The sequence below is a fragment of the Pseudomonas sp. S9 genome, from assembly GCF_000222125.1.
Lineage (GTDB): Bacteria > Pseudomonadota > Gammaproteobacteria > Pseudomonadales > Pseudomonadaceae > Aquipseudomonas > Aquipseudomonas segetis.
Map to the genome: position 1 here is coordinate 201,183 of NZ_AFFX01000001.1, position 22,744 is coordinate 223,926.

Consider the following 22,744-nt stretch of genomic DNA (forward strand, 5'->3'; position numbering starts at 1 on the left):
ATCAAGCCCTGCGGTATTATCCGACCTAGAACTTTGGCCCGGATTTGGTGTTATTGCCCTTGGCCATGCGGTCGTAGAGCACTACATTCACCGTCGCCGCGAGATTCATGCAGCCTTGAGTGGGGATGTACACCACATCTTCGCACCAGGCGCGAATTTCCTTGCTGAGCGAGCCGTCTTCCGGGCCAAAGATATAGATCGCGCGGTCAGGATGGGTGTATTCCGGCAAGGCGTGGGCGCCATCAACCAACTCCACGGCCACGGGCGTGCACCCCAGCGGAATGATCTTCTGCAAGTCGTCGATATTGATCAATGGAATATCAAGATGCACGCGCTTGGTGTCGGTGACAAAGTCCTTGGCGCGGTCATAGCGGGTGCCGGTATAAAACACGCTGCTGACACTGTAGCAACCTGCAGCCCGCATGATAGAGCCTACGTTGTCGGGTGACTTCGGGTTGACCAAGCCAATGCAACTGTATCGTTTGTTCGCCACGGCCTGTGCCCTTTGCGCAAAAGGCGCTGATTATACGTGCAGTTGCGCGCCGGTGATTACTCTTTGCTTTTAAGCAGCGCCGCCAGGTCGGCAAATGGGTTGTGGGTGACCTGGGTTTTTTTCGGCGAGCCGGTCGATGACTCAGAGAAGTATTGCTGGTCGGTGTATCGCGAGTGCTCGTTGTCGTGGCAAAACAGGCAAAGCAGTTCCCAGTTGGAACCGTCCTGCGGGTTGTTGTCATGGTTGTGATCGCGGTGATGAACGGTCAGCTCGCTCAGGCGCTTGCCGGAGAACTCACGAGCGCAGCGACCACAGACGTGCGGATACATCTTGAGTGCCTTGTCGCGATAGCCTTCTTCGCGGCTGCGCTGGGCGTCAGCAAGGATACGGTCTAGCTTGGCGGTGGCTGGTGGCTTTTGCGAATTCATGGAGGTTGTCCGAGTAAGTGACCTTGGCTGTCAGTTTAGCGCCAGTGTCGCTCAGCGAGAACTGTCTTGATAACCTGCCGTCCAATGTCAGGCAGAGGCGCTAAACTGAGGTCGGGGATTATTGGAGGTTGCTATGCAAGGCATGAAACCCATTATCGGCGCTGTGGCGCTGAGTCTATGCGCCACGGCGGCGCCGGCGCTGGCACAGAATTACGGCACTCTCGGTTCCGGCAGTGGTTCGTCTGCAGGTGCACCGGGCAGCCCAACCCCACAGCCCTATGATCAACCGCGACTGCGTTCAACGCCAGGTGGTGCGCCAGCCAGTAGCCCACGCCTGCTTAACAATTCGGTTAACCAACCGATCCGCCAGCAAAGGCCAACCACCACCTTGAGCCCGGCGGACGAACCTATTCCCGAGCTTGAAGAGCAACTGCAGCGCAACCGCGAGGGGTTCAAGCAAGAGCAAAAGCCCGAACAGTAGGGTGGCTTACGCTTTTTTCAGTCACCGCTGGCCAGCGCGTTCAAGTACGTGCTTGCCCAGCTTCGCGTTGTCGCACCCTACGGAGTGGTTGTAACGCTCTCAAAGCTGCTGTTCCACAAGTTGACCGTCCACCATGCGCAAGCGCTTGGACATGGCCACGGCAATCGCTCGGACGAGTTTGGCGGCGGCCTTTGGCGATTCGTTGATCATTTTTTCCAGCGAGTCCCGTGATAGAACCACTAAGGTGCAGTCACTCACCGCCACGCAACTGGCTGAGCGGCGCTCGCCGTCGAGCACTGCCATTTCACCGAAGGCGCGCCCCTTGCGCAGCTTGGCGATTTCAACAGTGTCGCCGTTTGAATTGGTCTTGCAGACCGATACGGCGCCGAAATGAATGACGCACATAAAGGTGCCAGCCTCACCTTCGCTGCATATCAATTGTTCAGGCTCATACTTGCTGATGCTGAAATAGCCCGCCGCCGCCAGGACATCGGCAGGGTGCAAGCTATTGAACAGGCCGCTGTCGAGCAGCATGTCGCGTATTTCGTTGATCAGGTATGAGCGCTCAGTCATCGTCTTTCAAGGCCGTTTCCAGGTGGCTCAAGCATGCCAGTCCTGGCGTGGTCAAAGTTGTGAACGCCCGCACAGGCGGGTGCTCACAAGATATCTTGAGGCCGCTAGCCAAGCTGCAGAACCTTGAAGATAAAGGCGTATTCCAGGGCAACGTCCTTGAGCGCCTGGTAGCGACCGCTCATGCCGCCATGGCCCGCATCCAGCTCGGTCTTGAGCAACAACAGGTTCTGGTCGGTTTTGCTGGCCCGCAGCTTGGCCACCCATTTAGCTGCTTCCCAATATTGAACTCGACTGTCGTTGTAGCCGGCCACCACCAACATGGCCGGATAGGCTTGGGCGCTGACGTTCTCATAAGGCGCGTAGGCCTTGATGGTGGCATGCACCTCGGGTTGGTTCGGGTCGCCCCATTCATCGTATTCGGTGACAGTGAGCGGCAGGTCCGGGTTGAGCATGGTGTTGAGCACATCGACGAAAGGCACTTCAGCAATGGCAGCGGCGAACAGATCCGGGCGCTGGTTAAGCACCGCGCCCATCAACAAGCCCCCGGCACTACCGCCGCTGATGACCAGTTGTTCACGGCGGGTGTAACCGATTGCGCACAGGTGTTCGGCGCAGGCGATAAAGTCATCGAAGCTGTTGTGCTTGTGCTCCAGTTTACCTGCGCGGTACCAGGCTTCGCCCAACTCACCACCGCCGCGTACATGGGCGATGGCAAATACCACACCGCGATCAAGCAGGCTCAGGCGTGCGTGGGAGAACCATGGGTCGAGGCATTCGCCATAGGCGCCATAACCATAGAGGTAAAGCGGGCAGGGCGTGCCGATCAAGTCTTTGCGTGCGACCAGGCTAATCGGGATTTGCTGGCCATCTCCTGCCGTTGCCCAGACCCTTTGGCTGACATAGGCATCGGCATCAAACGGGCCTTCGACCGGCGTTTCCTTGAGCACCTGCTGCGCACCCGTGGCCAGGTTCAGCTGGCGAACCTGGGCGGGGCGATTGAGCGCCTCGTAGCGCAGGCGCATGTTGTCGCTCTCGAACTCCAGCGCATCCTGCACATAGAGGCTGTAGGCCGCATCCGGCAGGCTGACGCGATAGCTCGGCAAGCCGGTGGGTGTTACTTCAATGATCGGCAAGCCGCCCTCACGCAGGCTTAGCAGCAATGCATTGGCATTGAGCGTCATGCCGTCGATCATCACCTGGTCGTCATGGGTGCGCAGTTCAATCCAGTGATCGCGGGTGAAGGCATGCTCGGGCGCGCGGTACAGCGCAAAGTTGATACCGCTCTGGTTACTGCGAATAAACCATTGCCATTCGCCATGGTGCAGGCCGTGATCAACGTCGTATTCGTGATCCTCCTGGCGTGGGGCCACGCAGCTGAAGGCTTGCCCGGGCGTCTCGGCATCCAGAACCCAGGCTTCGCTGGTGGTCTTGCTGCCCAGCATCAGGATCAGCTTGCGTTCCGATGAGGCGCGGTAGCAGTGCATAAAGAAACGCCCATCGGGCTCATGAAACACCAATTCGGCCTTGTCGCTGCCCAGGCTGGTGCGGTAAAGCTTATGCGGGCGATGGGTTTCATCGAGTTCGACAAAGAACAGCGTTTGGCTGTCGTTGGCCCAGACCATGCTGCCATCGCAATCTTCAAAAGCCAGGGTCTGGACGCTGTTATCGCTGAGTTGCTTGACATGCAGCTGGTAAATTTCTTCGCCGCTGGTATCGGTGCTGTAAGCCAGGCGCTGATGATCAGGACTGATGCTAAAGGCGCCGAGGGAAAAGAATCCGCCGTCGGCCAGTTCGTTTGGGTCGAGCAGCAATTGCTCGCTGCTTTCATCGACAGTGTGGGAGCCATCTGCCGGGCGTTTGCAGCGGTAGTGGCGCGGGTATTCATCACCGGCGGTGGTGCGCTGGTAGTACAAATAAGGCCCCCAGGGCGAGGGCAGCGACAGGTCGGTCTCGCGGATGCGGCCTTTAATCTCCTGGAAAAGGTGCTCACGCAGCTCGGCCTGATCGCTCAGTTGCGCTTCGAGGTGGTCATTCTCGGCCCGTAGATACTGGAGAACATCTTCACTGTCGCGATTTTCCAGCCAGCGATAGGGATCGCTGCCAGCCTCACTGCGGGCGATAGGGGCGTTGGCCATGGGATTACTCCGGAATCATTGAGTACCGACGGCAGGGGCGCCGTTGGGCGTAAAAGTCGTTATCATAAGGGCCACCATACATGCCCGCCATCTTGCCAGGGATTTGCCACCTTATGTTTGAGAACGAAAACCTACTCGCATGGGCCGTCTACGCCGTTGCCGCGTTGGGCTGCCTACTGGTTTGGTTCCGTTTAACCCGCTGGATGTGGCGTTACGTGCGCGAACCTTTGCGGGTTCTGGTCGCGGTCTTGTTATTCAGCCCGACCATTGTCGACCCGGGTAAGGAGCTGTTTGCCCCGGCTATCGCGGTTAGTGCCCTGGATATTTTATTCAAGGTGGGTAATAACCTCTGGCGTGCAGTGGCTGATCTGGCCCTTTACGGCATGATTGCCTTTGCCGCCTACCTGGTTTTCGTGGCCATTCGCTGGCCAATCGAGCGTTGGTGGAAAGAACGTCGCCAGGCCAGGCTGGAGCCTGAAGAGGAGCAAGACCCACGCACCCTGCGTGAAATCATGGATGATGGCGATGCCGAGCCCACCTATGCCCAGCATGACCGCCACGGCATGCGTGTAGAGCCAAGACTCTAGCCTTGATCAAGCCGCTTGCCCGCACCGGCAAGTGGCTTGATTTTCTTGCTTTTGCTGGCAACTGAGTGCGACTGGCAAAGCTTACCCCGCCGAACAAAAACTATCGCAACCTGCATATGGCGGGCGACTGCCGGGTAGCGCCTGGGCTAATCTTGTGCAAACGCACTTTGCGCAATGGCAAGGCGCTGAGAAATCCCTGAAAACCATAGTGCGTCCAGGTTACTACAGCGGTTGGAGAAAACAGGATGTGTGAACTGTTGGGCATGAGTGCCAACGTGCCGACTGATATTGTTTTTAGCTTTACCGGGCTGATGCAGCGCGGTGGCAGTACCGGCCCGCACCGCGATGGCTGGGGGATAGGTTTTTATGAAGGGCGCGGTCTGCGCTTGTTCCAAGACCCCAGCGCCAGTTATGAGTCGGAAGTGGCAAAGTTGGTGCAGCGCTACCCGATCAAGAGCGAAGTGGTGATCGGGCATATTCGCCAAGCCAATGTTGGCCGGGTCTGCCTGGCCAATACTCATCCCTTCGTACGCGAAATGTGGGGGCGTAGCTGGTGTTTTGCCCACAACGGCCAGTTGGCGGACTTTGCTCCCGAACTGGGCTTCTACCAGCCCATTGGCGATACGGACAGTGAAGCGGCCTTTTGCGATTTGCTCAACCGGCTACGGGCTGAGTTTCCCTGTGCGGTTGAGGTCGAGCAAATGTTGCCGACCTTGGTTCAGGCCTGTGCCGCCTACCGGCGAAAGGGCGTTTTCAATTGCCTGCTCAGTAATGGCGATTGGCTATTTAGCTTTTGTTCAAGCAAGCTAGCCCATATCACCCGTCGCGCACCTTTCGGGCCGGCACAGTTGACGGATGTTGATGTGCAGGTCGATTTTCAGTCAGAAACCACGCCCAATGACATAGTCACAGTGCTGGCAACGGCGCCATTGACCAATAACGAGAGCTGGAATTTGTACCAGCCGGGAGAGTGGCGTTTGTGGCGCGCGGGGGAATGTATCGCACAAGGCCTGGCGGATTAACCAGGAATAAAGGGGAGGGGGCGGATGTTTAAAAGCTATCTACGCTTGGCGCTGTTTGCTTTGGGCTTGCTGGTCGGTGTGCAGGTGCCTGGCTATATCGACGATTACAGCAAGCGTGTCGATGCGCACCTGCAGGAGTCCGAGCAAAGCCTGCAAGGCTTCCGTGACACTGCAAAACGCTTTTTCAAGGGCGATATGCTTGCCTTGGTGGCGCATTATCAGGCCAGTGATGATCCGGTGATGCAAAGCGATGCAAAGAGCGTCAATACCCTGGTGATGCGTTCGGACTGGCTTAAGGCTGAATCCAAAGCCATGCATGGCCCCTGGTATCAGCAGGTTTGGCATCTGGCTACCGCTGCCGATTCCGAGTTGCTCAGGGAAACCTACGCGGCCTATAGCTTCCAGGTGTTACTGGTGCCCGAGGCGATTGCCTGGGGAATTGTCTGCGCCTTGTTGCTGGCGTTGCTGGTCGAACTGTTGCTGGTGACCATTGTACAACTGCTTGGCGGTGGCCAGAATCGTCGCGTGCGTGACCGTCATTGGCGATAAGCATGCTCAAGCGCTGCCGCAGGTGAGCCTGCGGCATTTGCTTATTTGGACAGCAACTTCATGCCGTCTTCTAGGCCTTGCAAGGTCAAGGGATACATCTTGTCCTCGACCAGTTCACGAATGATGTTGGTCGAGGCGGTGTAGCCCCAGGTGTCTTTGGGGTAGGGGTTGATCCAGATGAGTTTCTTGTATTTCTCCATGAAGCGCTTGATCCACAGATAACCTGGTTCTTCGTTCCAGTGCTCGACGCTGCCACCGGCCTGGGTGATTTCATAGGGCGCCATGGCCGCATCCCCGACAAATACGACTTTGTAATCAGCGCCATACTTGTGCAGCAGGTCCTGGGTGGAGAAACGCTCGGAGGTGCGGCGCAGGTTGTTTTTCCACACCGACTCATAAATGCAGTTGTGAAAGTAGAAGTACTCCATGTGCTTGAACTCGGTCTTGCACGCGGAAAACAGCTCTTCACAAACCTTGACGTGGGCGTCCATCGAGCCGCCGATGTCGAACAGGATCAGCAGTTTGACCGTGTTGCGTCGCTCCGGTCGCATGCGGATGTTGAGCAGGCCTGCGTCCTTGGCGGTATGGTCGATGGTGCCATCGAGATCCAGCTCATCTTCGGCGCCCTGGCGGGCAAACTTGCGCAGGCGGCGTAGTGCAACCTTGATGTTGCGCGTGCCCAGCTCAACCTGGTCGTCGAGGTTCTTATAGTCGCGCTGGTCCCACACTTTCACGGCTTTACCCTGGCGCTTGCCGGCATCTCCAACACGAATCCCTTCCGGGTTGAATCCGCCTGAACCGAAGGGGCTTGTGCCGCCCGTGCCAATCCACTTGTTACCGCCAGCGTGGCGCTCTTTCTGTTCTTCGAGACGCTTTTTAAACTCTTCGATGAGTTTGTCCAGGCCGCCGAGGGATTCGATCTTGGCGCGTTCTTCTTCGCTGAGCGAACGCTCGAACTCCTTGCGCAGCCATTCATCCGGGATCAGCGCTTCAATATGCTGGTTGAGGTTTTCCAGGCCATTGAAATAGGCGCCGAAGGCGCGGTCGAACTTGTCGAAGTGGCGCTCGTCCTTAACCAGAATAGTGCGGGCGAGGTAATAGAACTCGTCCATGTCAGCGAACACCACGTTGTGTTTCAACGCGTTGATCAGGTCGAGCAACTCACGCACCGAGACCGGCACCTTGGCTGCACGCATTTCGTTGAATAGGTTAAGCAGCATGGCTGCACCCTCATGTGTAGGTTCGGATCGGGCTGCTGCGCTTCGGCCCTCGCAGGCAGGCTTGGCTGGCCAGCGAGGACTCTCTACACGGGCTCTCGCCCGAGAGCGACCGGCCGAGCGGAGTCGCCACGATCGGACAATTAGCGACCGGCGCGGCGGCTCATAAAGGCCAGGCGTTCGAGCAGTTGAACATCCTGCTCGTTCTTGACCAAGGCCCCGGCCAGCGGCGGAATCGCCTTGGTTGGGTCGCGCTCACGCAATACCGCTTCGCCGATGTTGTCGGCCATCAGCAGTTTCAGCCAATCAACCAGTTCGGAGGTCGAAGGCTTCTTCTTCAGGCCCGGCACCTTGCGCACATCGAAGAACACGTCGAGGGCCTCGCTGACCAGGTCTTTCTTGATGGTCGGGTAGTGCACGTCAACGATGCGCTGCAAGGTGTCCCGATCGGGGAAGGCGATGTAGTGGAAGAAGCAGCGGCGCAAGAAGGCATCCGGCAGTTCCTTCTCGTTGTTCGAGGTGATGATGATAATCGGGCGCTGGACCGCCTTGATGGTTTCATCGGTCTCGTAAACGTAGAACTCCATCTTGTCGAGTTCTTGCAGCAGGTCGTTGGGGAATTCGATGTCGGCCTTGTCGATTTCATCGATCAGCAGGATGACTCGTTCTTGGGATTCAAAGGCTTCCCAGAGTTTGCCCTTCTTGATGTAGTTGCGTACATCGTGGACCTTGTCGGAGTCGAGTTGCGAGTCGCGCAGGCGGCTGACCGCGTCATATTCATACAGGCCCTGGTGGGCCTTGGTGGTTGATTTGATGTGCCAGGTGATCAGGCGCGCGCCAAAGGACTCGGCCAGTTGCTCGGCCAGCATGGTCTTGCCGGTACCAGGCTCACCCTTGACCAGCAACGGGCGTTCCAGGGTAATGGCAGCGTTAACCGCAAGCTTGAGATCGTCGGTTGCGACGTATGACTGAGTGCCTTCGAACTTCATGCTAAATCCTCACACCGGTACGCCCGGGTAATCGCCACGGGTCAATGGGTTAAAGCCCAACTATACCGTGCCGGTTGGGCCGCTGTGAACGAAGACGGGGTATTCAGTCACTGAATGGCGAGTCACCTTGCAAACGTTCCTTGGGACCGGTCATTGCCGGGTTGAGTCGAAACGATTACTGAATGCCTTGACGAAGGCATTGCGCAGAATCGATTTGAAGGCCTGCCAGTTACTGACGTCGTAGGCGTTGAGGTCGCCGGCAATCTCGATGCGGGTGGCGAATTGGTCCTTGCTGTGGTTTTTCAGCAGCCAGCCGCCGCTGCCAACCAGGGCTTCCCAGATACCGCTGAAAAAGTTTTTATCCTCGGCCTCGACATCTTGTTGCCAGTCGAAAATCTCCATGTCACGCAGCAATGGCTTGGCATAGCCATCGATCTTGCCTTTACGCGCCTCTAGCTCCATGACGAAGTCGCCATTGCCTTTGACAAAGTCAAAGTCGGCGTAGGTGCGGGTGAAGCTATTGAGTTGCTTGAGTTCGATATCGGTAACGCGCAGCTTTAGGTCAAAATCATCCAGCTTGCCCAGCGGATTGAGTTTGGCGCTGGTTTGCAGTGGCGCGTTGCCGAAGATTTTAGCGGTGGCCTCGAAACTCGCCGGCAACAGCGCTTTGCTGGCGTTGGTATTGCTTAGATTCAACAGCGTGGCATTCAGTTGGGTGGCTTTTATATCCACCGGCGGTTTCGAGTTGAAGTTGCGAAAGGCCAGGGTGCCCTGGTTGACCCTGACTTCATTGAGAGTGATGGGCAACAAGGCTTTGAGTTGCTGGCGCCAGTCGACCCCTTCACCGGTTTGCGAGGCTGCGGCATTGCCGCCATCGACAAAGGTCAATTTAGGCTGCTCGAACACCACACTCGCAACCACGGCATGATCGTTCCACAGAGCGCTCCAGCTCACCGAAAGGTCAATTGATGGTGCCTCCAGCAGCGGTACCGGGACCTTGCCGTTGACCTTGCTGATGTTCAACTGGTTAATGCGATAGGCGCCGCGCCACAGCGCAAGGTCGACATCGGTGATATGCCCGCGATAATCACCCATGTCGGCGAGCTGTTCATTAAGGTAATCACGCACCAATGATGGCAGCATAATGTGCAGCACCACCAACAGGCAGGCGATGCTGATTAGAGTCCACAGAGGTATAGCGAAACGTTTTCTCATAATTAAACTGACTCGCTAACGCGTAATTGGTTTCCAGTAATCAACCCATTGGGCTGGATGTGCACGCTTGGAGCGCCGTGCTGGCCTGTACGGTTGTGATTATTCGCGGCCTAATGTTGCAGAAGTTGCCTGGCTACTGGACGCGCGCAAGCTTGCGTCATAGGCTAATCAGCTAACTCCGTACAAGGATCCCATCATGAGCCGCATCTTTGCAGACAACGCACAAGCCATCGGCAATACACCGCTGGTGATGATTAATCGCCTGGGCCCCAAAGGGGTGACCATTCTTGCCAAGATCGAAGGTCGCAACCCTGCCTACTCAGTCAAATGCCGGATTGGCGCCAACATGGTCTGGGATGCGGAAGCACGCGGCGTTCTCAAGCCCGGCATGACCATTGTCGAGCCAACCTCCGGTAACACCGGTATTGGCCTGGCGTTTGTGGCCGCTGCGCGTGGCTACAAACTGTTGCTGACCATGCCAGCGTCGATGAGCCTTGAGCGACGCAAGGTACTTAAAGCGCTTGGTGCCGAGTTGGTGCTGACCGAGCCAGCCAAAGGCATGAAGGGCGCTATCGAAAAAGCCACTGAAATTGCCCAGTCGGACAGTGGCAAATACTTTATGCCACAGCAGTTCGAGAACCCGGCAAATCCGGAGATTCACGAGAAGACCACGGGCCCGGAAATCTGGAATGACACCGAAGGTGCAATTGATGTGCTGGTCTCCGGCGTAGGTACTGGCGGTACCATTACCGGGGTTTCGCGCTACATCAAGAAGACCCAGGGCAAGCCGATCCTTTCGGTCGCTGTCGAGCCCACCAGTTCCCCGGTTATCAGCCAGACCATCGCGGGTGACGAGGTCAAGCCGAGTCCGCACAAGATCCAGGGCATAGGCGCGGGGTTCGTACCGAAAAACCTTGATCTGGACATGGTTGACCGGGTTGAGCAGGTCAGTGACGAAGACTCAAAAGCCGTTGCGCTGCGCCTGATGCGCGAGGAGGGCATTCTCTGCGGTATTTCCTGTGGCGCGGCCATGGCCGTGGAAATGAGAATCGCCAATGAGCCGAACATGCAAGGCAAGACGATCGTGGTTATCCTGCCGGATTCTGGCGAGCGTTACCTGTCGAGCATGTTGTTCAGCGATATGTTCAGCGATCAGGAAATGGTCCAGTAGTAGCCTGAAGGCCGCAGCCGCTAAGGATGCGGCTGCTCTGCATGAAAGCCGCGCGCCCGAGCAATGCACCGGCATGATTTTCCTCAAGGCTAGCGCGCTCCCAATGTGCTTGCCTTTGTGGCCGGGTGCCGCATCGCCGCATCTATGCTCACAGGCACGCACTACAACGCATTAACCTGGACCAGGGCGGTCGAGTTCCATGCCTCGACCACCCCGGGTTGTAGCGGCTACATGTGCATATAGATATTCGGCCCCACCGGCAAGCCAAGCATCGTCCACAACAGCATGAACGCTGTCCAGCACACCAGGAAACCCAGCGACAGCGGCAACATGGTCGCCATCAGAGTCCCTAGTCTCAACTTCGGATAGTATTGCTGCATAAAGGCCAATACCACGGCGAAATATGGCGACAGCGGGGAAATGATATTGGTCGTACTGTCTCCCACGCGGAACATGGCCATGGTGAATGCAGGCTCGATATTCAACTGCATCAGCATGGGGATGAAAATCGGTGCGAATAAGGCAAACTGCGCAGAACCTGATGTCATGAAGATATTCATCAGCGCGGTGAGCAAAATGAAGCCGACGATCAAGCTATAACCGGTTAATCCCAGCGAAGTCAGAAAAGTTGCGCCCTCAAAGGCAATCAAACTGCCGATCCCGCTCCATTTAAACAGCGCGATAAACTGTGAAATCATAAAGAACAACACCAAGATCGAGGCGAGGTTCTTTATGCACCCGGTCATGATTTCCGGAATATCTTCAGCCTTCTTGATTACCCCCGTCGCCTTGCCATACACATAGCCCACGCCCAGGAAGTAAATAAACAGGAAGGGCACAAATGACTTCATGAACGGCGAGGGAATCAGACCGCCCTCGGCATTTCGAAATGCCGAGTCCGCAGGTAGCAATATCAGAAGTATCAAGCCTACGAACGCCAGGGTGAACAGGCCCGCATGCTTTAATCCGCGTTTCTCCTCAGGGGTGATTGCAGCTTCCAGTGAAGTCTGAGCCTTTGTGTTGATGGTCAATACCGACATTGGCAGGATTCGATTGAGCCGAGGTTCAACGATCTTGTCGACGATGACGGTGCCGACAATGGCGAGAATGACAACCGAGCAGGCGGCAAAATAATAATTGTCGACTGGCGACACATAGGCATTTGGGTCAATGATCCTTGCTGCTTCCGTTGCAAGTCCGGAGAAGATTGCATCACCGGCGGTAACAAAGAGGCTGGCGTCATAACCAGCACTTACCGCTGCATATGCTGCCGCGGCTCCGGCGATAGGGTGGCGGCCGACAGAGAGGAAGATCATTGCGACCAAGGGGGTGAAAATCAAAACGCTGGCATCTGAAGCAATGGATGACGAAACCCCGGTGATAAACACCAGAAAGGTCAGCAGGTGCCTTGGCGCTTTGGTCACGGTCTGCTTCATCACGATTGAAATGAGCCCGACGTGATCGGCAACACCGATACCGAACATCACAATGATAATGGTGCCCAGTACCGGGAAGTTGACAAAGTTGCTGACCAGGCTGGTAAAGATATGAACAATACCTTCGCCACTGGCCAGGCTTTTAACCAGTACCGCTTCACCGGTTTTAGGGTTGATGCTGTGAACCCCGAAATAATTTAATACTGCTGAAAGCACCAGGGTGATAAGTGATAAGTAAAAGAATAAAAAGAACGGGTGTGGAAGCTTATTACCAACCCGTTCAATTGCCCCTAGCACGCCAGATGAATGTTCCATTTCAGGCAGTGCCATTTCGGCAGATTTACTCATGTGCCTTTTCCTTCTTGTATTTTATTTTAAGATTAAGACAGCAACGCGTCGGCAAGGCTCAGGTAGCAATCCGTTGCAACCGCGATAAGTGCATCATTGAAGTCATAGTGAGGGTTGTGCAGGTAGGCTGAATCCATGCCGTTGCCGATAAAGAAGTAGCACCCGGGAACTTCTTGAAGGTAAAAGCTAAAGTCTTCGGCGCCCATGGTGGGCATGTAGTCAATTTTCTCGACCCTGCGATCAGGCATGTGCTTGCGGAAGGCATTGATTGCCGTGTCGGTTGCCTGGGCATCATTGATCAGCGCGGGGATGTCCAGCAGTATGTTGAAGCCATAGTCGCAGGCGCCTGCAAGGCATGCCGATTTCAGTGCGTTTTCAGTTGCCGCGACCAGCATGTCACGGGTTTCCAGCGAGTCGGAGCGCAAGCTGATGGTCAGATTGCAGTTGTTCGGGATGACATTGATGCCCTTTCTGCTACCGGCCTGGATGCTCGACACCGTTATCACGCCTGAACGCAAAGGCGATAACTGCCTGGCAACCGCCGCCTGGACATGATTGATGAACTGCGCCGCCACAACGATGGGGTCATGGGCCAGATGAGGCATGGCGGCGTGTCCGCCTTTGCCGGTAATGGTGATTTCAATGGAGGTGTCGCCACCCATTGCAGAGCCGGGTTTGGCAAAGATATAGCCCTGCTCGAAGCCCGGACGGTTATGGAAGCCGAAGATCATGTCCACCTGTGGGGTTTGCAGAACGCCGTCGTCAATCATGGCCTTGGCGCCAGCGCCACCTTCTTCAGCAGGTTGGAATATGAGCTTGATTTTTCCGACGTACCGGTCCTTTCTCTGCAGCAGTGCCTCAGCGGCGCATAACAAGGCTGCGGTATGCCCGTCATGGCCACAGGCATGCATCTTTCCATCGATGGTCGACTTGTAGGGAATGCAGTTTTGCTCATGGATGGGCAGCGCATCCATGTCGCTGCGAAACGCAATGCAAGGGCCTGGCCTACCGGTATCCAGCATGCCAACTACCCCTGTCTTGCCCAGTCCTTCGCAGACTTCATAGCCCAGATCTCTCAGGGTTCTGGCCACCAATTGCGCGGTCTTGGTTTCTTCATATTTGAGTTCGGGGTGTTTGTGGATTTCATGCCGGAGTTCCACGTACTTGTTAGTGTCAATCATTGTTGTTATTGCTCTCTAAGTGAACGAACTGACTAGCCAGTCACATATAAGAAATACCCAAGCATTAACGCGCCAGCCTTTTGGCTAGCTGAATGACGAGTGCGGGCTGTTAACGCCAGCTATTGCGCATCTTTCGGCAAGCGACACATTCATGGACGGGGATTGTGCTGGGCGAGCGCGCAGTTGCAGTGCCGCCATAGGCAGGTGGGCATGTCCATCAATCAAGCTGACTGAACGCGGGCTATCAGTGCTGGCACAGTCACCAGCCCCTGATATTGATGATGGTATTTGCCTGTCGGGCAGGAGTGTCGCGTCCAGTTGGCTGCGTCACATTCCGGTTGCGTTCCAAACGCCTCGGCCGATGCGGCAGGGTTCGGCATCAAGCGGGGCAGGGCACTACTGCCCCGCCAATGGCATTAGCGGGCAGTACTTTGTGTGGTCGAGGGCACAGGAGCGGGCCGGCTTGGGCGCACCACCAGCCACAAGGCCAGCGCAATAGCCGCGCCGCCATAGACATAGGCCCAGGATAACGGCTCGTCCAGCAACAGCCAGCCCCAAAGCACGCCGAACACGGGGATCAAGAAGGTCGTGGTTGATGCCTGAACCGGACCTATGTCGCTGATCAAGCGGAAATACAGCACGTAGGCGAACGCCGTGCAGATAAAGCCAAGACCCGCCAATGACAGCCATTCACCGGCGCCACCCCAGGAGACAGGCGGCTGCATCACCAGGGAGCCGATAAACAAGGGGGTCAGGAACAAGCTGGCGCCCACCAGACTGCTAAAGGCGGTGAGACGATTGTCGAGGCCGCCTTGCTGTCCAATCCACTTGCGGGTCAGAAACCCGGCGAAGCCATAGCAGGTGGTTGCTACCAGGCAGGCGGCCGCGCCGAGCAGCATGTGCAGGTCGACGCTGATGGGGCCGGTCTGAGTGAAGAGCCAGACGCCAAATAAACCCAACGCAACACCGACTGCCTTGCTGGTGGTCAGGGCTTCGCTGAAGAACAGCATGCCGATGAGCACGCCCATAAGCGGGCTAGTGTCTGCAATATTATGATTGAGATATCCAATCTCCCCAGTTGTGCAGGGATGACAGCACTTTGGTTGGTGTTTGCAGTTATGATCTAGCAGCAGGTTGCGGAGGGCTTGTTAAGGGGTTGTTCTCGTTTCCTTGACTTATAAGATTCCGAACTATCCTTAGATATGGGAGGCAGTTTTCTTGGCTTGGCTACTGATGCTCGTGTGCCTTGACCAAGGGGCAGAAGATCGCTAAAAACCGTTTTGCCTGAGATTGTTGCAGGCATAAAAAAGCCCAGAGCCATAAGGCCCCGGGCTTTCGAACCGCTCTTGGGTGTAGTTTTGCAGACCGATACCCAAGCGCTTAACCACAACTAAGCCGTAACCGACTTAGGTTTAGAGTATGGGATACACGCTGCGGTATTTCAATATCGTGGCATTGAATCGCAGACTCTTTACCCGAGCGGCACGGTGATGCATAGGACTCACAACCATGCTTGAGCATGAAACAGAGTTGCACCCTCTAGACCCGGCTAAGGTCGGACACCGTGACGAAGAGCCGTATCAGTTTGAGTTTGATTTCTAACTGATACGGGCGGGGTGGCAATGCTGCCCCGTTCCAACACTGTGCTACACAGATATCCTTGTGAAGCCCTGCCCCAGACTGACAGCTGATGGTAGCAATTCAATTGCTACTCAAGTGGTACTCTGCGTACCGCTTGGGACTCTTGGCTTTTTAGCAGACTCAGAGCAACCGTAATGACGATTTAAAGCTCTCTGAAGCCCAATAATACTAACTTGGCCTGAGTGGCAATATGGAGATGTAATGCGCTTTGACGACATACCGGACAAACCTTTTGGCGTATTGGCCCCGATAGACAAAAATGTTTTCGAAATTATGTGGGCGTGGCTAAACGCTAACTCAGGTGTTCTAGCGTTGTTGCTAGTACTTCTACCGCTCTGCTGGAGCGTCTACACGCACCTTTCCATCAAGAAACAAGACCTCAAAGAGAGGCGTTTCGACGCATACCACAAACTGATACAACAACTGGTTGAGCGTGAACGTAATGACATGCCACTGCGTATCGACAGACAGATTGCTGTTGTCTTTGAACTCCGAAATTTCAAAGAGTACTTCCCGGTGAGCTTGCGTATTCTGAAAGGATTAAAAGAAGACTGGAAGGACTACGGGCCCGAGAGTAAGAGGACACGACTTCATGACGAGCTTGATCTAACCATCCAGTTGATGGAGGCAAAACGCAGTAAATGCTTCTGGCAATAAGTGCAGTGAAAAGGCTTAGCTGCCTGATGCAACCATACAAAAAATCCCCCCTTAAGGTACTGCGATGAGCAAAGATAATTGGATGTGGGTTCCAATGTTGGCCTTTATCGCGGGGGTGGCAATGCCGTGGTTGTGCGTGAGTTACCCAAGTAGCGAGAGGGGAGTGGGCATGTTGGCTGCAATGGTCACCACCGTGGCAATCCTCCTCTGTTCACTCTTTAAAGTAATTGGTAGACGGATGCCTAAAATTGCCAATTGGGCGCTTAACTCTTTTACTGGGGCCACGATACTGGCGTTCCTGACACCATTTCTGTCTATCGTTGGGGCATCGTTTTTCGTAGGGTTTTCCGTGCCTTTCTGGTTGCATATCATCCTAGGGATAGCTCTCATGATCTTGGCTTTCACCCTCATGGTACGAGACAAACCACTTAAAACTTAATCCCCATTTCCCCGCCAGAAAAACCGAGCACATCGAGCGATTGCTGGTGCTTCAATACTGAAAATATCTGTTGAGGGCTTCGCTATAGGAGCGCTGCTTAACACAGCCCACTAGGGCCTATGCATGCCGGTCGTAAATTTAAAATATCTGAGTCGTCAGAAAGCAAAAAGCCCCGCATAAGCAGGGCCTCAGGCACACAGAGAGGAGATTGGTGTACTGAGTCTGCTGGGATTAGACCGCTTTGGCTGTCCAGAGACGTTTGATCGTACTCAAGCTGACTTCAAGCTCTTTGGCCGCTGCACTCTGCGAAAGGCCTTGATTCTTGAGTAGCTGCACTTTGTCAGCACTTACAGCAGCAGGGCGTCCGAGAATCTTACCTTGGGATTTGGCACGAGTTAGGCCAGCTTGAGTACGCTCGATAAGTAGGTCACGTTCGAATTGAGCTACAGAGGCGAGTACGCCCATAGTCATCTTACCTGCGGCACTGGTGAGGTCTACACCACCTAAGGCCAGACAGTGAACCTTGATACCCTTGCTCTCCAGCAGTTGGACTGTTGATTGCACGTCAATGGCGTTACGACCTAAGCGGTCGAGCTTGGTTACAACTAGAACATTGCCAGCTTCCATGCGGTCTAGCAGCTTATGGAAGCCTGCACGCTCACTGGCACTTGTAGAGCCTGAGACTGTTTCCTCAATAACACGCTGTGGCTCAAGGTCGAATCCAGCTGCTTTGATCTCTTGCACTTGGTTAGCTGTGGTCTGGCCTGTGGTGGAAACACGGCAATATGCAAAAGTGCGTGACATGGCTGAAATCCTCTAGTGGTTGACTGGTGTCAATAACGTAGAGTCATAATGACTGATAGTGTCAAAAGTATCAACTCTATTTTATGACACCTATATACCACTGGTCTGAACTGGGTTCAAAAACGACCGTTTATGACACTGGCGTTCGGCAGTGATTTTAAAGTCTGTACTTCTGGGGTTCTAGGTAATGATTGGGGTAATCAGCGCAGCCAGAACAATTATAAGCACGCCGACAAATACCTCCATGGAGCACGAAAGTAGGGGCTTAACTATTTTAAGTGGCAGAGAGTGCCAGAAGCTGGAGCGTACCAATACAAACGTTGAGGCGTCCTTAAGGCCTTCAAGTCGCTGTACACCTGCATGCGTCAGTTCTGGATTACAAAGCCACACGGCACCAGAGATAGGTTGATGACGAACAGTGCTGATATAGCCAGCGGTAATGAGGGACTTGAGAATCAAGGTTTCACTGAGACCAGTATATTTTTTAAGGCAATGAACCTGCGCCAGTGCCTCATACACTTCTTTGTCGTTCGCGTTCATAAAGTTCTTGCTCTCTGCGCTTGGTTGTGATTGATACATAATGCGCTAGTTGCATATAGTCGTCTAGACTTGGCACGTGTCTTGCTTGGGTGTATAATCGCGACCTCGCCAAGCTATCCCTCCGCCTCCTAAGCTCCTGCAAACCAAACAAGATGCTGACTCTGTCTGCCGTCTAGCATTCCTGTGCGTGTCTGGAATATCTCAGAGAGAGGATTTTGCATTTGCGTGTAAAAAATCATTCTGAGTGCCAGCTGAGAGAGAAAAATCACCCGGTTTAGCAATAAGGCATGCAAGGCCTGAAAATGCTGGGCTGTGGCTTATAGCTGGGAGAGGAGGAGGGCACTGCGGGAGTGCTGAAGGCGGGAAATTGGTACGGTTTTCCTATGTTTTCAATGGGTTATCAGTGGGTTGTTGGTGGCTGCGTTTTTCGTTTTGATATCCATTTGCACAACCACTGACAGTCGATCGCATTCGAGCTAACCAAGATTTTGCATAGATGCGCGATTTCCAGTCCATTCTTTGGTGCTTGATACGCAAACGTTTTACACAAGCCGATCGCTGAAGCGAATGCTCCTAATAGCCAGCTTTCGATCGATAACTGCCCTTCGCCGAGTGAAGTGTCATAATGCTCCCACGGACGATGACTGGCTTGTGGGGACAATGAGTGACTAATTTCGTATTTTCACGTAGAGCAATGCAAGCTCGTATTAATGATCTTGCGAAAACCCTTAGCTCCACTCAACTCACTGCAATCATTAATAGACTTAATGCTGCGGATGCCACCCGGCTCCATATGATGTGGGAGTTAGTAATACTACATGGACTCTCACAGGTGGGGCACCTCAAGCACGAACTAACGCTGCCGAATGGACGTCGTCCAGATATCCCCTGGATTATAAAACAAAAAGACGGCAGTGCACTAACGATTTTTGGCGATATCACTACAATATCCGATGATGGGCTTGACGCTCAGAATCCCCTAAATTATTTAACTGACGAAACCATCCGACTTGCATCTAAGCTTGGATTGCGTCCCGGAAATTTTTGGACTGATGTTCGTGGAGAGACGACAGGGCCTCGCCAAAGAAGCAAAATGCGCCTGATGTTGCCTGAAAAATCTGCGATAAGTAGTTTCATCAAAACAAGGCTTGAACCTTGGATTTATAGCATCAGAGAATCCCCCTCGATAAAGTCCATATTTGAAGTTAACGAAAACAATATCAATCTTAAAATAATTTATGATCCGAACCGGGAGAATGGTGGTGGCAGCCATACTAGCTACACTGTAGCCACATCAAAAAATATTAACCCTTTGTTTAGCGCTCTCAAAGGCAAAGTTAAGCAGTTAAACGGCGCGCCGGAAGACTCTCTTCGTGTTGTCATCGCTTGCGATGGTGGGTGTGACTTAATTAGAAGAGGTAATAGAGGGGTATCACACGATACCTATACTGCGAGAGAGGTTTCAGAAGACTTTCTTCGTCAGAATAGTAATATTGATGCTGTATTACTAGTCACCGTAGATGAGCAACATTATTCACTTGGTATCTCAGCAGAATATCAAATGAACTACGAGCTAGTCTGCGCTCCACCTCAAGACCGTTCTCTCCGAGCTACGAACAAGTCAATCGAATCATTAGTCGCAGCGTTGAATGACGCTTTAACATACTTGCCGAGGCCATTACGCCCTGCCTATCATTCTGCCTCGCTACTGAAAACTCTTGGCGTTGGATGCGATCACTTGGGAAACTATTCTATGGAAGGCAATAAATTCACAATCTCATCTAGAGGACTACTTAGGCTTCTTGCAGGGGAGATTTCTACTGAAGATTTCACTCGTGCGCACGGATGGGATGACCCTGCGAACCCCATGAACCCTTTTGCGAGTGCTCTCAAGAAGGGATTTATGATCAGCAGCGTTGGGGTAGCTGATGGCATGGACTCCGATGACGATGATATTACTATCACAATAGATAAGCTTGACGCCGCCGCAGCTCCTTTCATCTTTCCGAGCAAAGACTATCCGGGCAATCCATGATGGATCGTTCCTAATTTCGTTGATACGTAATTGACTGCTTCTGGTGGATTGCTGCCTGTCGCGACTGGTAGCTTCGGCTCGTTCTCTGCAAGTCAGGGTCGCGAATCAATCCGGCCAAGTCTGATGTAAATGATTGGTCAGGCCGAGTGCACATAGATGTGCAGGTCTGTGTGATTACCCAGTCCCTAAGAAACTCAACTCAATGGATGTCCATATCTCGCTGGTTGAGGTGTTCGTGACCCAAGAGAACCGTAAGTGAAGTTGTGGATGGTGATTGTTTTCATTGTGCAGTCTCACTTGTGAGGGCCATTGCCAACACCTTACGGCGGTCGGCAAATGGCAGGGCTGCTAGGGTTGTGCTGAGGTCTTCCAGTGTGAGCGCCTTGGTCACGGCGTTGGGCATGTGCTGGGCTAGCAAGGCTAGCTGTTCATCAACTGAGGCAGCAGCCTTGGTGACTTCCTGCTCCACAGGAGCTGGCTTATGGGCTGCTGGGTGGTATTGAGCGAGCAATAGCTCGCGGGTGTGATCGATTTTCATCTTGGGTTTCCTTTGTGCATGGCTCCGCCACAGGAATGGCTTTCCTGATAGCAGTGGCTTTAGTTTTGTGTGTGAGAATGCTGGCTGACGCCAACGGGAATAGCTTTGTGCGTGATGTGCCCATAGATGGGCGGGAGAGAAAACGCACTCAACTCGTCTCAGGACTACGTCCCTCAACTATTCTGCTATCACTCGGACTACGTCCTCATTAACGCAGAACCATAATCAATACTAATAAAAGACCTTGTTCAGGTGTCACCCTGTCACCTTTGGGTCTAAGCCCCAGCATTGGCGGGGTCTGTAGAGGGTGACAGCTTGGGTGACGGCTTTGATATGAGGTGTCACCCTGTCACCTTTAGCTGTCACCTTTGTGGGAGGAGAGCATCTAAATCTTTAGGTTTAGACGTAGAACTTAGACCGGCTGCGATACCTTTGGGCGTAATGTAATAGCGTTGAGTCTTGGCTCTTTTCATTACACACCCTTGCTTCAATAACGAACCACTTACTTGCATGTCTGTTAGTTCACGATCCAGCTTTGGTTCCAATGCATGTTTGAGCCAAGACAGCGTCACCACTTGGAGGCTTTCCAAATAGCTTTCAAGTATCCCGTCAATCTGGTCAGCAGTGGAATAGCCCATAAGGGCCTGTTTGCTTTCCGTCATCGGTGCGGGTGCTGTGGGGGTGTACCAATCTAAGTTGATAGTTTCTAAGAAGTTTCGCACCTTCTGAAAACCACCAGAGACAAGCCAAGGCTTGAGAGCATTGTTAATAAATTGCTCGGTCTCGTGCTTGTCCTCTTTGTGGGTGATGTAATCAGGAACCCAGAAGCGTCGATCCTCGCTCTCTAGCATCAGAGGGATATGGTCGTTAGATGTGATCGCAAAATTTATATAGTTCTCGATTGACACAACTGGCTTATGTTTTCTGCGGAGTGTGAACGTTGCATTGCCTTGGATTGCTTTTAGTGCGTCAACTGTGGTTTTCTTTGATCGGTACACTTCATCAATCAAGATGAATGTCTTACCTTCGATGACGTCATTAAAATCACCAACAACGTCTTTCAGTGAGCACAAAACTACTGATGATCGGCCAAGTAAGTTTGCCATTAGAGTTTCGGCAAAGAACCCTTTGCCTACACCATGCTCGCTACGAAGCAAGAGGGTGGCCGTAATGCGTTGTTCAGGGCGTCTTACACTATGAGCAATCCACCATAAAAAGTACTTTCGTTGTTGGCGGTCAGGAAACCAACGCTCTAAGAACTCTAAGAACAATGCGACTTCTTCTTTGTCATTCGTTCCGGTTGGCTTCAATTTTGGAGGTTGCCACATGTTGGCCAGACCACCTTCTAAGATTGCTGAGCCGTTTGGCTTAAAGTCTTCTCCATAACACCAATGCAGTTTAGATAGTAATGTCTGTTTATCTAATTTATCTACGGTGCCTTTGGCTGCTCCATAGTAAAAGTTGCACAGAATATCGGCGTCAGCTTGATCTAAGCCTGTTAGTAGGTCACGAAATTTCGGATAAGATGCTGTAGTGTTAGGGACTCTTACAAAACGACCTGTGAGAGCTTCTAGGGCGTTGGTGGTTGATTGAGATAGGGCGGCGGGGGTGTTAGTGACTAGTTGTACTACGTTCTGCATTATATGCTCCTTCTTGGCTAGCGTTGTTTGGGGTGTTTGGTTTTGGGTTTGTTGTTGAGTAATTGCAGCGACATTGGCCGCTGCAAAATGGCTGGACTTTCTTGGCTATGAATACATGGCCGCACTCTTTACATGTGCATGTCTTACGCATGGAACTCACCGAGTGCACTTATGGCATCCGCCTTCGCTTTTGCAACAAGCTTCTCGTGTGCTTGCTCTGCCTTGCGTTGAGCTTCATTTTCGGCACGAGCTACAGACTCGGACACGATTGAAGCGACGTGTGCGTCATACTTAACTTTCAAACTTGCACGATAGTCAGCTTCAACCTCTGCCTTGATAGCTTCAATATCTGAGTCGCGTAATGCTTGAGGCTTCACCACATAGAAACCGAAGAGGCCGACACCGTTGGTAAATCCAGCACTTACGGGATAGGTTGGGTGCAACGTGTACCCGGCTGTAAGGTACTCTCCGTAGGCTGTCAGGTGTTCCATTGCCGTATTGGTGCTGACGTATGTAATAGCTCCACGCTCGTTTGTCACATCCTCTCGAGAGTTGTACCAAGCAATTGCATTATCAATTAAAGCGTCCAAGTCTTGTTGAACGAAGTTGTGTGTAATTTTCATCG

At 53.4% G+C, this 22,744-nt stretch carries 22 protein-coding genes and 1 pseudogene; 8 read left to right on the forward strand and 15 right to left on the reverse strand.

The window, feature by feature from the left end:
* Nucleotides 1–25 precede the first annotated feature (25 nt).
* Together PSES9_RS0101000 and PSES9_RS0101005 are read right to left on the reverse strand one after the other, a co-directional pair.
* A complete protein-coding gene (locus PSES9_RS0101000; RefSeq protein WP_010483143.1) occupies nt 26–493 on the reverse strand; it encodes an RNA methyltransferase in 468 nt (155 codons plus the stop codon).
* A gap of 56 nt (nt 494–549) precedes the next feature.
* Nucleotides 550–921 (reverse strand): YajD family HNH nuclease, encoded by a 372-nt coding sequence (locus PSES9_RS0101005; protein WP_010483144.1) that lies wholly within the window; start codon nt 919–921, stop codon nt 550–552.
* Nucleotides 922–1,054: 133 nt separating this feature from the next.
* Here PSES9_RS0101005 and PSES9_RS22855 point away from each other — a divergent pair, with 133 nt between their 5' ends.
* The gene (locus tag PSES9_RS22855; RefSeq protein WP_010483145.1) at nt 1,055–1,402 is read left to right on the forward strand and encodes a hypothetical protein; all 348 of its coding nucleotides are present in this window, start codon (nt 1,055–1,057) and stop codon (nt 1,400–1,402) included.
* A 99-nt stretch (nt 1,403–1,501) separates the two neighbouring features.
* On the opposite strand, the gene PSES9_RS0101015 is transcribed toward PSES9_RS22855, so the two are convergent.
* Nucleotides 1,502–1,975, reverse strand: a complete 474-nt coding sequence (locus PSES9_RS0101015) for a cyclic nucleotide-binding domain-containing protein (protein ID WP_010483146.1) — start codon at nt 1,973–1,975, stop codon at nt 1,502–1,504.
* 104 nt (nt 1,976–2,079) lie between these two features.
* On the reverse strand, nt 2,080–4,110 hold the full coding sequence (locus tag PSES9_RS0101020; protein WP_010483147.1) for a S9 family peptidase: 2,031 nt from the start codon (nt 4,108–4,110) through the stop codon (nt 2,080–2,082).
* 113 nt (nt 4,111–4,223) lie between these two features.
* On the opposite strand from PSES9_RS0101020, the gene PSES9_RS0101025 reads away from it, so the two are divergent.
* From PSES9_RS0101025 to PSES9_RS0101040, 3 genes are all read left to right on the forward strand, one after another.
* Nucleotides 4,224–4,697, forward strand: coding sequence for a hypothetical protein (locus PSES9_RS0101025; RefSeq protein WP_010483148.1), 474 nt, complete (start codon nt 4,224–4,226; stop codon nt 4,695–4,697).
* Nucleotides 4,698–4,942: 245 nt separating this feature from the next.
* Nucleotides 4,943–5,719, forward strand: a complete 777-nt coding sequence (locus tag PSES9_RS0101035) for a class II glutamine amidotransferase (RefSeq protein ID WP_010483149.1) — start codon at nt 4,943–4,945, stop codon at nt 5,717–5,719.
* 24 nt (nt 5,720–5,743) lie between these two features.
* Entirely contained in the window at nt 5,744–6,268 is a 525-nt protein-coding gene (locus PSES9_RS0101040; protein ID WP_010483150.1) for a DUF2937 family protein, read from the forward strand.
* A 41-nt stretch (nt 6,269–6,309) separates the two neighbouring features.
* On the opposite strand, the gene PSES9_RS0101045 is transcribed toward PSES9_RS0101040, so the two are convergent.
* The 3 genes from PSES9_RS0101045 to PSES9_RS0101055 all read right to left on the reverse strand — a co-directional run bounded on the left by PSES9_RS0101045 (nt 6,310) and on the right by PSES9_RS0101055 (nt 9,689).
* A complete protein-coding gene (locus PSES9_RS0101045) occupies nt 6,310–7,488 on the reverse strand; it encodes a vWA domain-containing protein (protein WP_010483151.1) in 1,179 nt (392 codons plus the stop codon).
* A 140-nt stretch (nt 7,489–7,628) separates the two neighbouring features.
* Nucleotides 7,629–8,474 carry an AAA family ATPase gene (locus tag PSES9_RS0101050; protein WP_010483153.1) on the reverse strand — a complete coding sequence of 282 codons (846 nt, stop codon included), beginning with the start codon at nt 8,472–8,474 and terminating at the stop codon, nt 7,629–7,631.
* A gap of 150 nt (nt 8,475–8,624) precedes the next feature.
* Nucleotides 8,625–9,689 (reverse strand): DUF748 domain-containing protein, encoded by a 1,065-nt coding sequence (locus PSES9_RS0101055; RefSeq protein ID WP_029529305.1) that lies wholly within the window; start codon nt 9,687–9,689, stop codon nt 8,625–8,627.
* Nucleotides 9,690–9,885: 196 nt separating this feature from the next.
* On the opposite strand from PSES9_RS0101055, the gene cysK reads away from it, so the two are divergent.
* A complete protein-coding gene (cysK, locus tag PSES9_RS0101060; RefSeq protein WP_010483157.1) occupies nt 9,886–10,860 on the forward strand; it encodes a cysteine synthase A in 975 nt (324 codons plus the stop codon).
* Nucleotides 10,861–11,087: 227 nt separating this feature from the next.
* Here cysK and PSES9_RS0101065 read toward each other — a convergent pair whose 3' ends face one another.
* The 3 genes and pseudogenes from PSES9_RS0101065 to PSES9_RS22860 form a co-directional block, all read right to left on the reverse strand.
* Nucleotides 11,088–12,644 carry an AbgT family transporter gene (locus PSES9_RS0101065; RefSeq protein WP_010483158.1) on the reverse strand — a complete coding sequence of 519 codons (1,557 nt, stop codon included), beginning with the start codon at nt 12,642–12,644 and terminating at the stop codon, nt 11,088–11,090.
* Between the two features lie 32 nt (nt 12,645–12,676).
* Entirely contained in the window at nt 12,677–13,825 is a 1,149-nt protein-coding gene (locus PSES9_RS0101070; protein WP_010483159.1) for a M20 metallopeptidase family protein, read from the reverse strand.
* Between the two features lie 416 nt (nt 13,826–14,241).
* A pseudogene (locus PSES9_RS22860) lies at nt 14,242–14,865 on the reverse strand (DMT family transporter); the annotation flags it as partial.
* A gap of 802 nt (nt 14,866–15,667) precedes the next feature.
* Here PSES9_RS22860 and PSES9_RS24225 point away from each other — a divergent pair.
* Both PSES9_RS24225 and PSES9_RS0101085 read left to right on the forward strand, forming a co-directional pair.
* On the forward strand, nt 15,668–16,123 hold the full coding sequence (locus PSES9_RS24225) for a hypothetical protein (RefSeq protein WP_010483162.1): 456 nt from the start codon (nt 15,668–15,670) through the stop codon (nt 16,121–16,123).
* Nucleotides 16,124–16,187: 64 nt separating this feature from the next.
* Nucleotides 16,188–16,562, forward strand: coding sequence for a hypothetical protein (locus PSES9_RS0101085; protein ID WP_138942980.1), 375 nt, complete (start codon nt 16,188–16,190; stop codon nt 16,560–16,562).
* 231 nt (nt 16,563–16,793) lie between these two features.
* Here PSES9_RS0101085 and PSES9_RS0101090 read toward each other — a convergent pair whose 3' ends face one another.
* Entirely contained in the window at nt 16,794–17,366 is a 573-nt protein-coding gene (locus PSES9_RS0101090; RefSeq protein WP_010483165.1) for a recombinase family protein, read from the reverse strand.
* Nucleotides 17,367–17,546: 180 nt separating this feature from the next.
* Entirely contained in the window at nt 17,547–17,906 is a 360-nt protein-coding gene (locus PSES9_RS0101095) for a hypothetical protein (protein WP_010483167.1), read from the reverse strand.
* Between the two features lie 664 nt (nt 17,907–18,570).
* Here PSES9_RS0101095 and PSES9_RS0101100 point away from each other — a divergent pair.
* Nucleotides 18,571–19,941, forward strand: a complete 1,371-nt coding sequence (locus PSES9_RS0101100) for a hypothetical protein (protein WP_238530348.1) — start codon at nt 18,571–18,573, stop codon at nt 19,939–19,941.
* Between the two features lie 280 nt (nt 19,942–20,221).
* Here PSES9_RS0101100 and PSES9_RS0101105 read toward each other — a convergent pair whose 3' ends face one another.
* The 3 genes from PSES9_RS0101105 to PSES9_RS0101115 form a co-directional block, all read right to left on the reverse strand.
* A complete protein-coding gene (locus PSES9_RS0101105; RefSeq protein ID WP_010483171.1) occupies nt 20,222–20,479 on the reverse strand; it encodes a hypothetical protein in 258 nt (85 codons plus the stop codon).
* A gap of 362 nt (nt 20,480–20,841) precedes the next feature.
* Entirely contained in the window at nt 20,842–22,119 is a 1,278-nt protein-coding gene (locus PSES9_RS0101110; protein ID WP_010483173.1) for a primase-helicase family protein, read from the reverse strand.
* A gap of 143 nt (nt 22,120–22,262) precedes the next feature.
* Nucleotides 22,263–22,742, reverse strand: coding sequence for a hypothetical protein (locus PSES9_RS0101115; protein WP_010483175.1), 480 nt, complete (start codon nt 22,740–22,742; stop codon nt 22,263–22,265).
* Nucleotides 22,743–22,744: the final 2 nt, after the last annotated feature.

Coding starts and splice junctions, on each gene's coding strand:
- PSES9_RS0101005 (WP_010483144.1), bottom strand. CDS start 921: ATGAATTCGCAAAAGCCACCAGCCACCGCCAAGCTAGACCGTATCCTT.
- PSES9_RS22855 (WP_010483145.1), top strand. CDS start 1,055: ATGCAAGGCATGAAACCCATTATCGGCGCTGTGGCGCTGAGTCTATGC.
- PSES9_RS0101015 (WP_010483146.1), bottom strand. CDS start 1,975: ATGACTGAGCGCTCATACCTGATCAACGAAATACGCGACATGCTGCTC.
- PSES9_RS0101020 (WP_010483147.1), bottom strand. CDS start 4,110: ATGGCCAACGCCCCTATCGCCCGCAGTGAGGCTGGCAGCGATCCCTAT.
- PSES9_RS0101025 (WP_010483148.1), top strand. CDS start 4,224: ATGTTTGAGAACGAAAACCTACTCGCATGGGCCGTCTACGCCGTTGCC.
- PSES9_RS0101035 (WP_010483149.1), top strand. CDS start 4,943: ATGTGTGAACTGTTGGGCATGAGTGCCAACGTGCCGACTGATATTGTT.
- PSES9_RS0101040 (WP_010483150.1), top strand. CDS start 5,744: ATGTTTAAAAGCTATCTACGCTTGGCGCTGTTTGCTTTGGGCTTGCTG.
- PSES9_RS0101045 (WP_010483151.1), bottom strand. CDS start 7,488: ATGCTGCTTAACCTATTCAACGAAATGCGTGCAGCCAAGGTGCCGGTC.
- PSES9_RS0101050 (WP_010483153.1), bottom strand. CDS start 8,474: ATGAAGTTCGAAGGCACTCAGTCATACGTCGCAACCGACGATCTCAAG.
- PSES9_RS0101055 (WP_029529305.1), bottom strand. CDS start 9,689: ATGAGAAAACGTTTCGCTATACCTCTGTGGACTCTAATCAGCATCGCC.
- cysK (WP_010483157.1), top strand. CDS start 9,886: ATGAGCCGCATCTTTGCAGACAACGCACAAGCCATCGGCAATACACCG.
- PSES9_RS0101065 (WP_010483158.1), bottom strand. CDS start 12,644: ATGAGTAAATCTGCCGAAATGGCACTGCCTGAAATGGAACATTCATCT.
- PSES9_RS0101070 (WP_010483159.1), bottom strand. CDS start 13,825: ATGATTGACACTAACAAGTACGTGGAACTCCGGCATGAAATCCACAAA.
- PSES9_RS24225 (WP_010483162.1), top strand. CDS start 15,668: ATGCGCTTTGACGACATACCGGACAAACCTTTTGGCGTATTGGCCCCG.
- PSES9_RS0101085 (WP_138942980.1), top strand. CDS start 16,188: ATGAGCAAAGATAATTGGATGTGGGTTCCAATGTTGGCCTTTATCGCG.
- PSES9_RS0101090 (WP_010483165.1), bottom strand. CDS start 17,366: ATGTCACGCACTTTTGCATATTGCCGTGTTTCCACCACAGGCCAGACC.
- PSES9_RS0101095 (WP_010483167.1), bottom strand. CDS start 17,906: ATGAACGCGAACGACAAAGAAGTGTATGAGGCACTGGCGCAGGTTCAT.
- PSES9_RS0101105 (WP_010483171.1), bottom strand. CDS start 20,479: ATGAAAATCGATCACACCCGCGAGCTATTGCTCGCTCAATACCACCCA.
- PSES9_RS0101110 (WP_010483173.1), bottom strand. CDS start 22,119: ATGCAGAACGTAGTACAACTAGTCACTAACACCCCCGCCGCCCTATCT.
- PSES9_RS0101115 (WP_010483175.1), bottom strand. CDS start 22,742: ATGAAAATTACACACAACTTCGTTCAACAAGACTTGGACGCTTTAATT.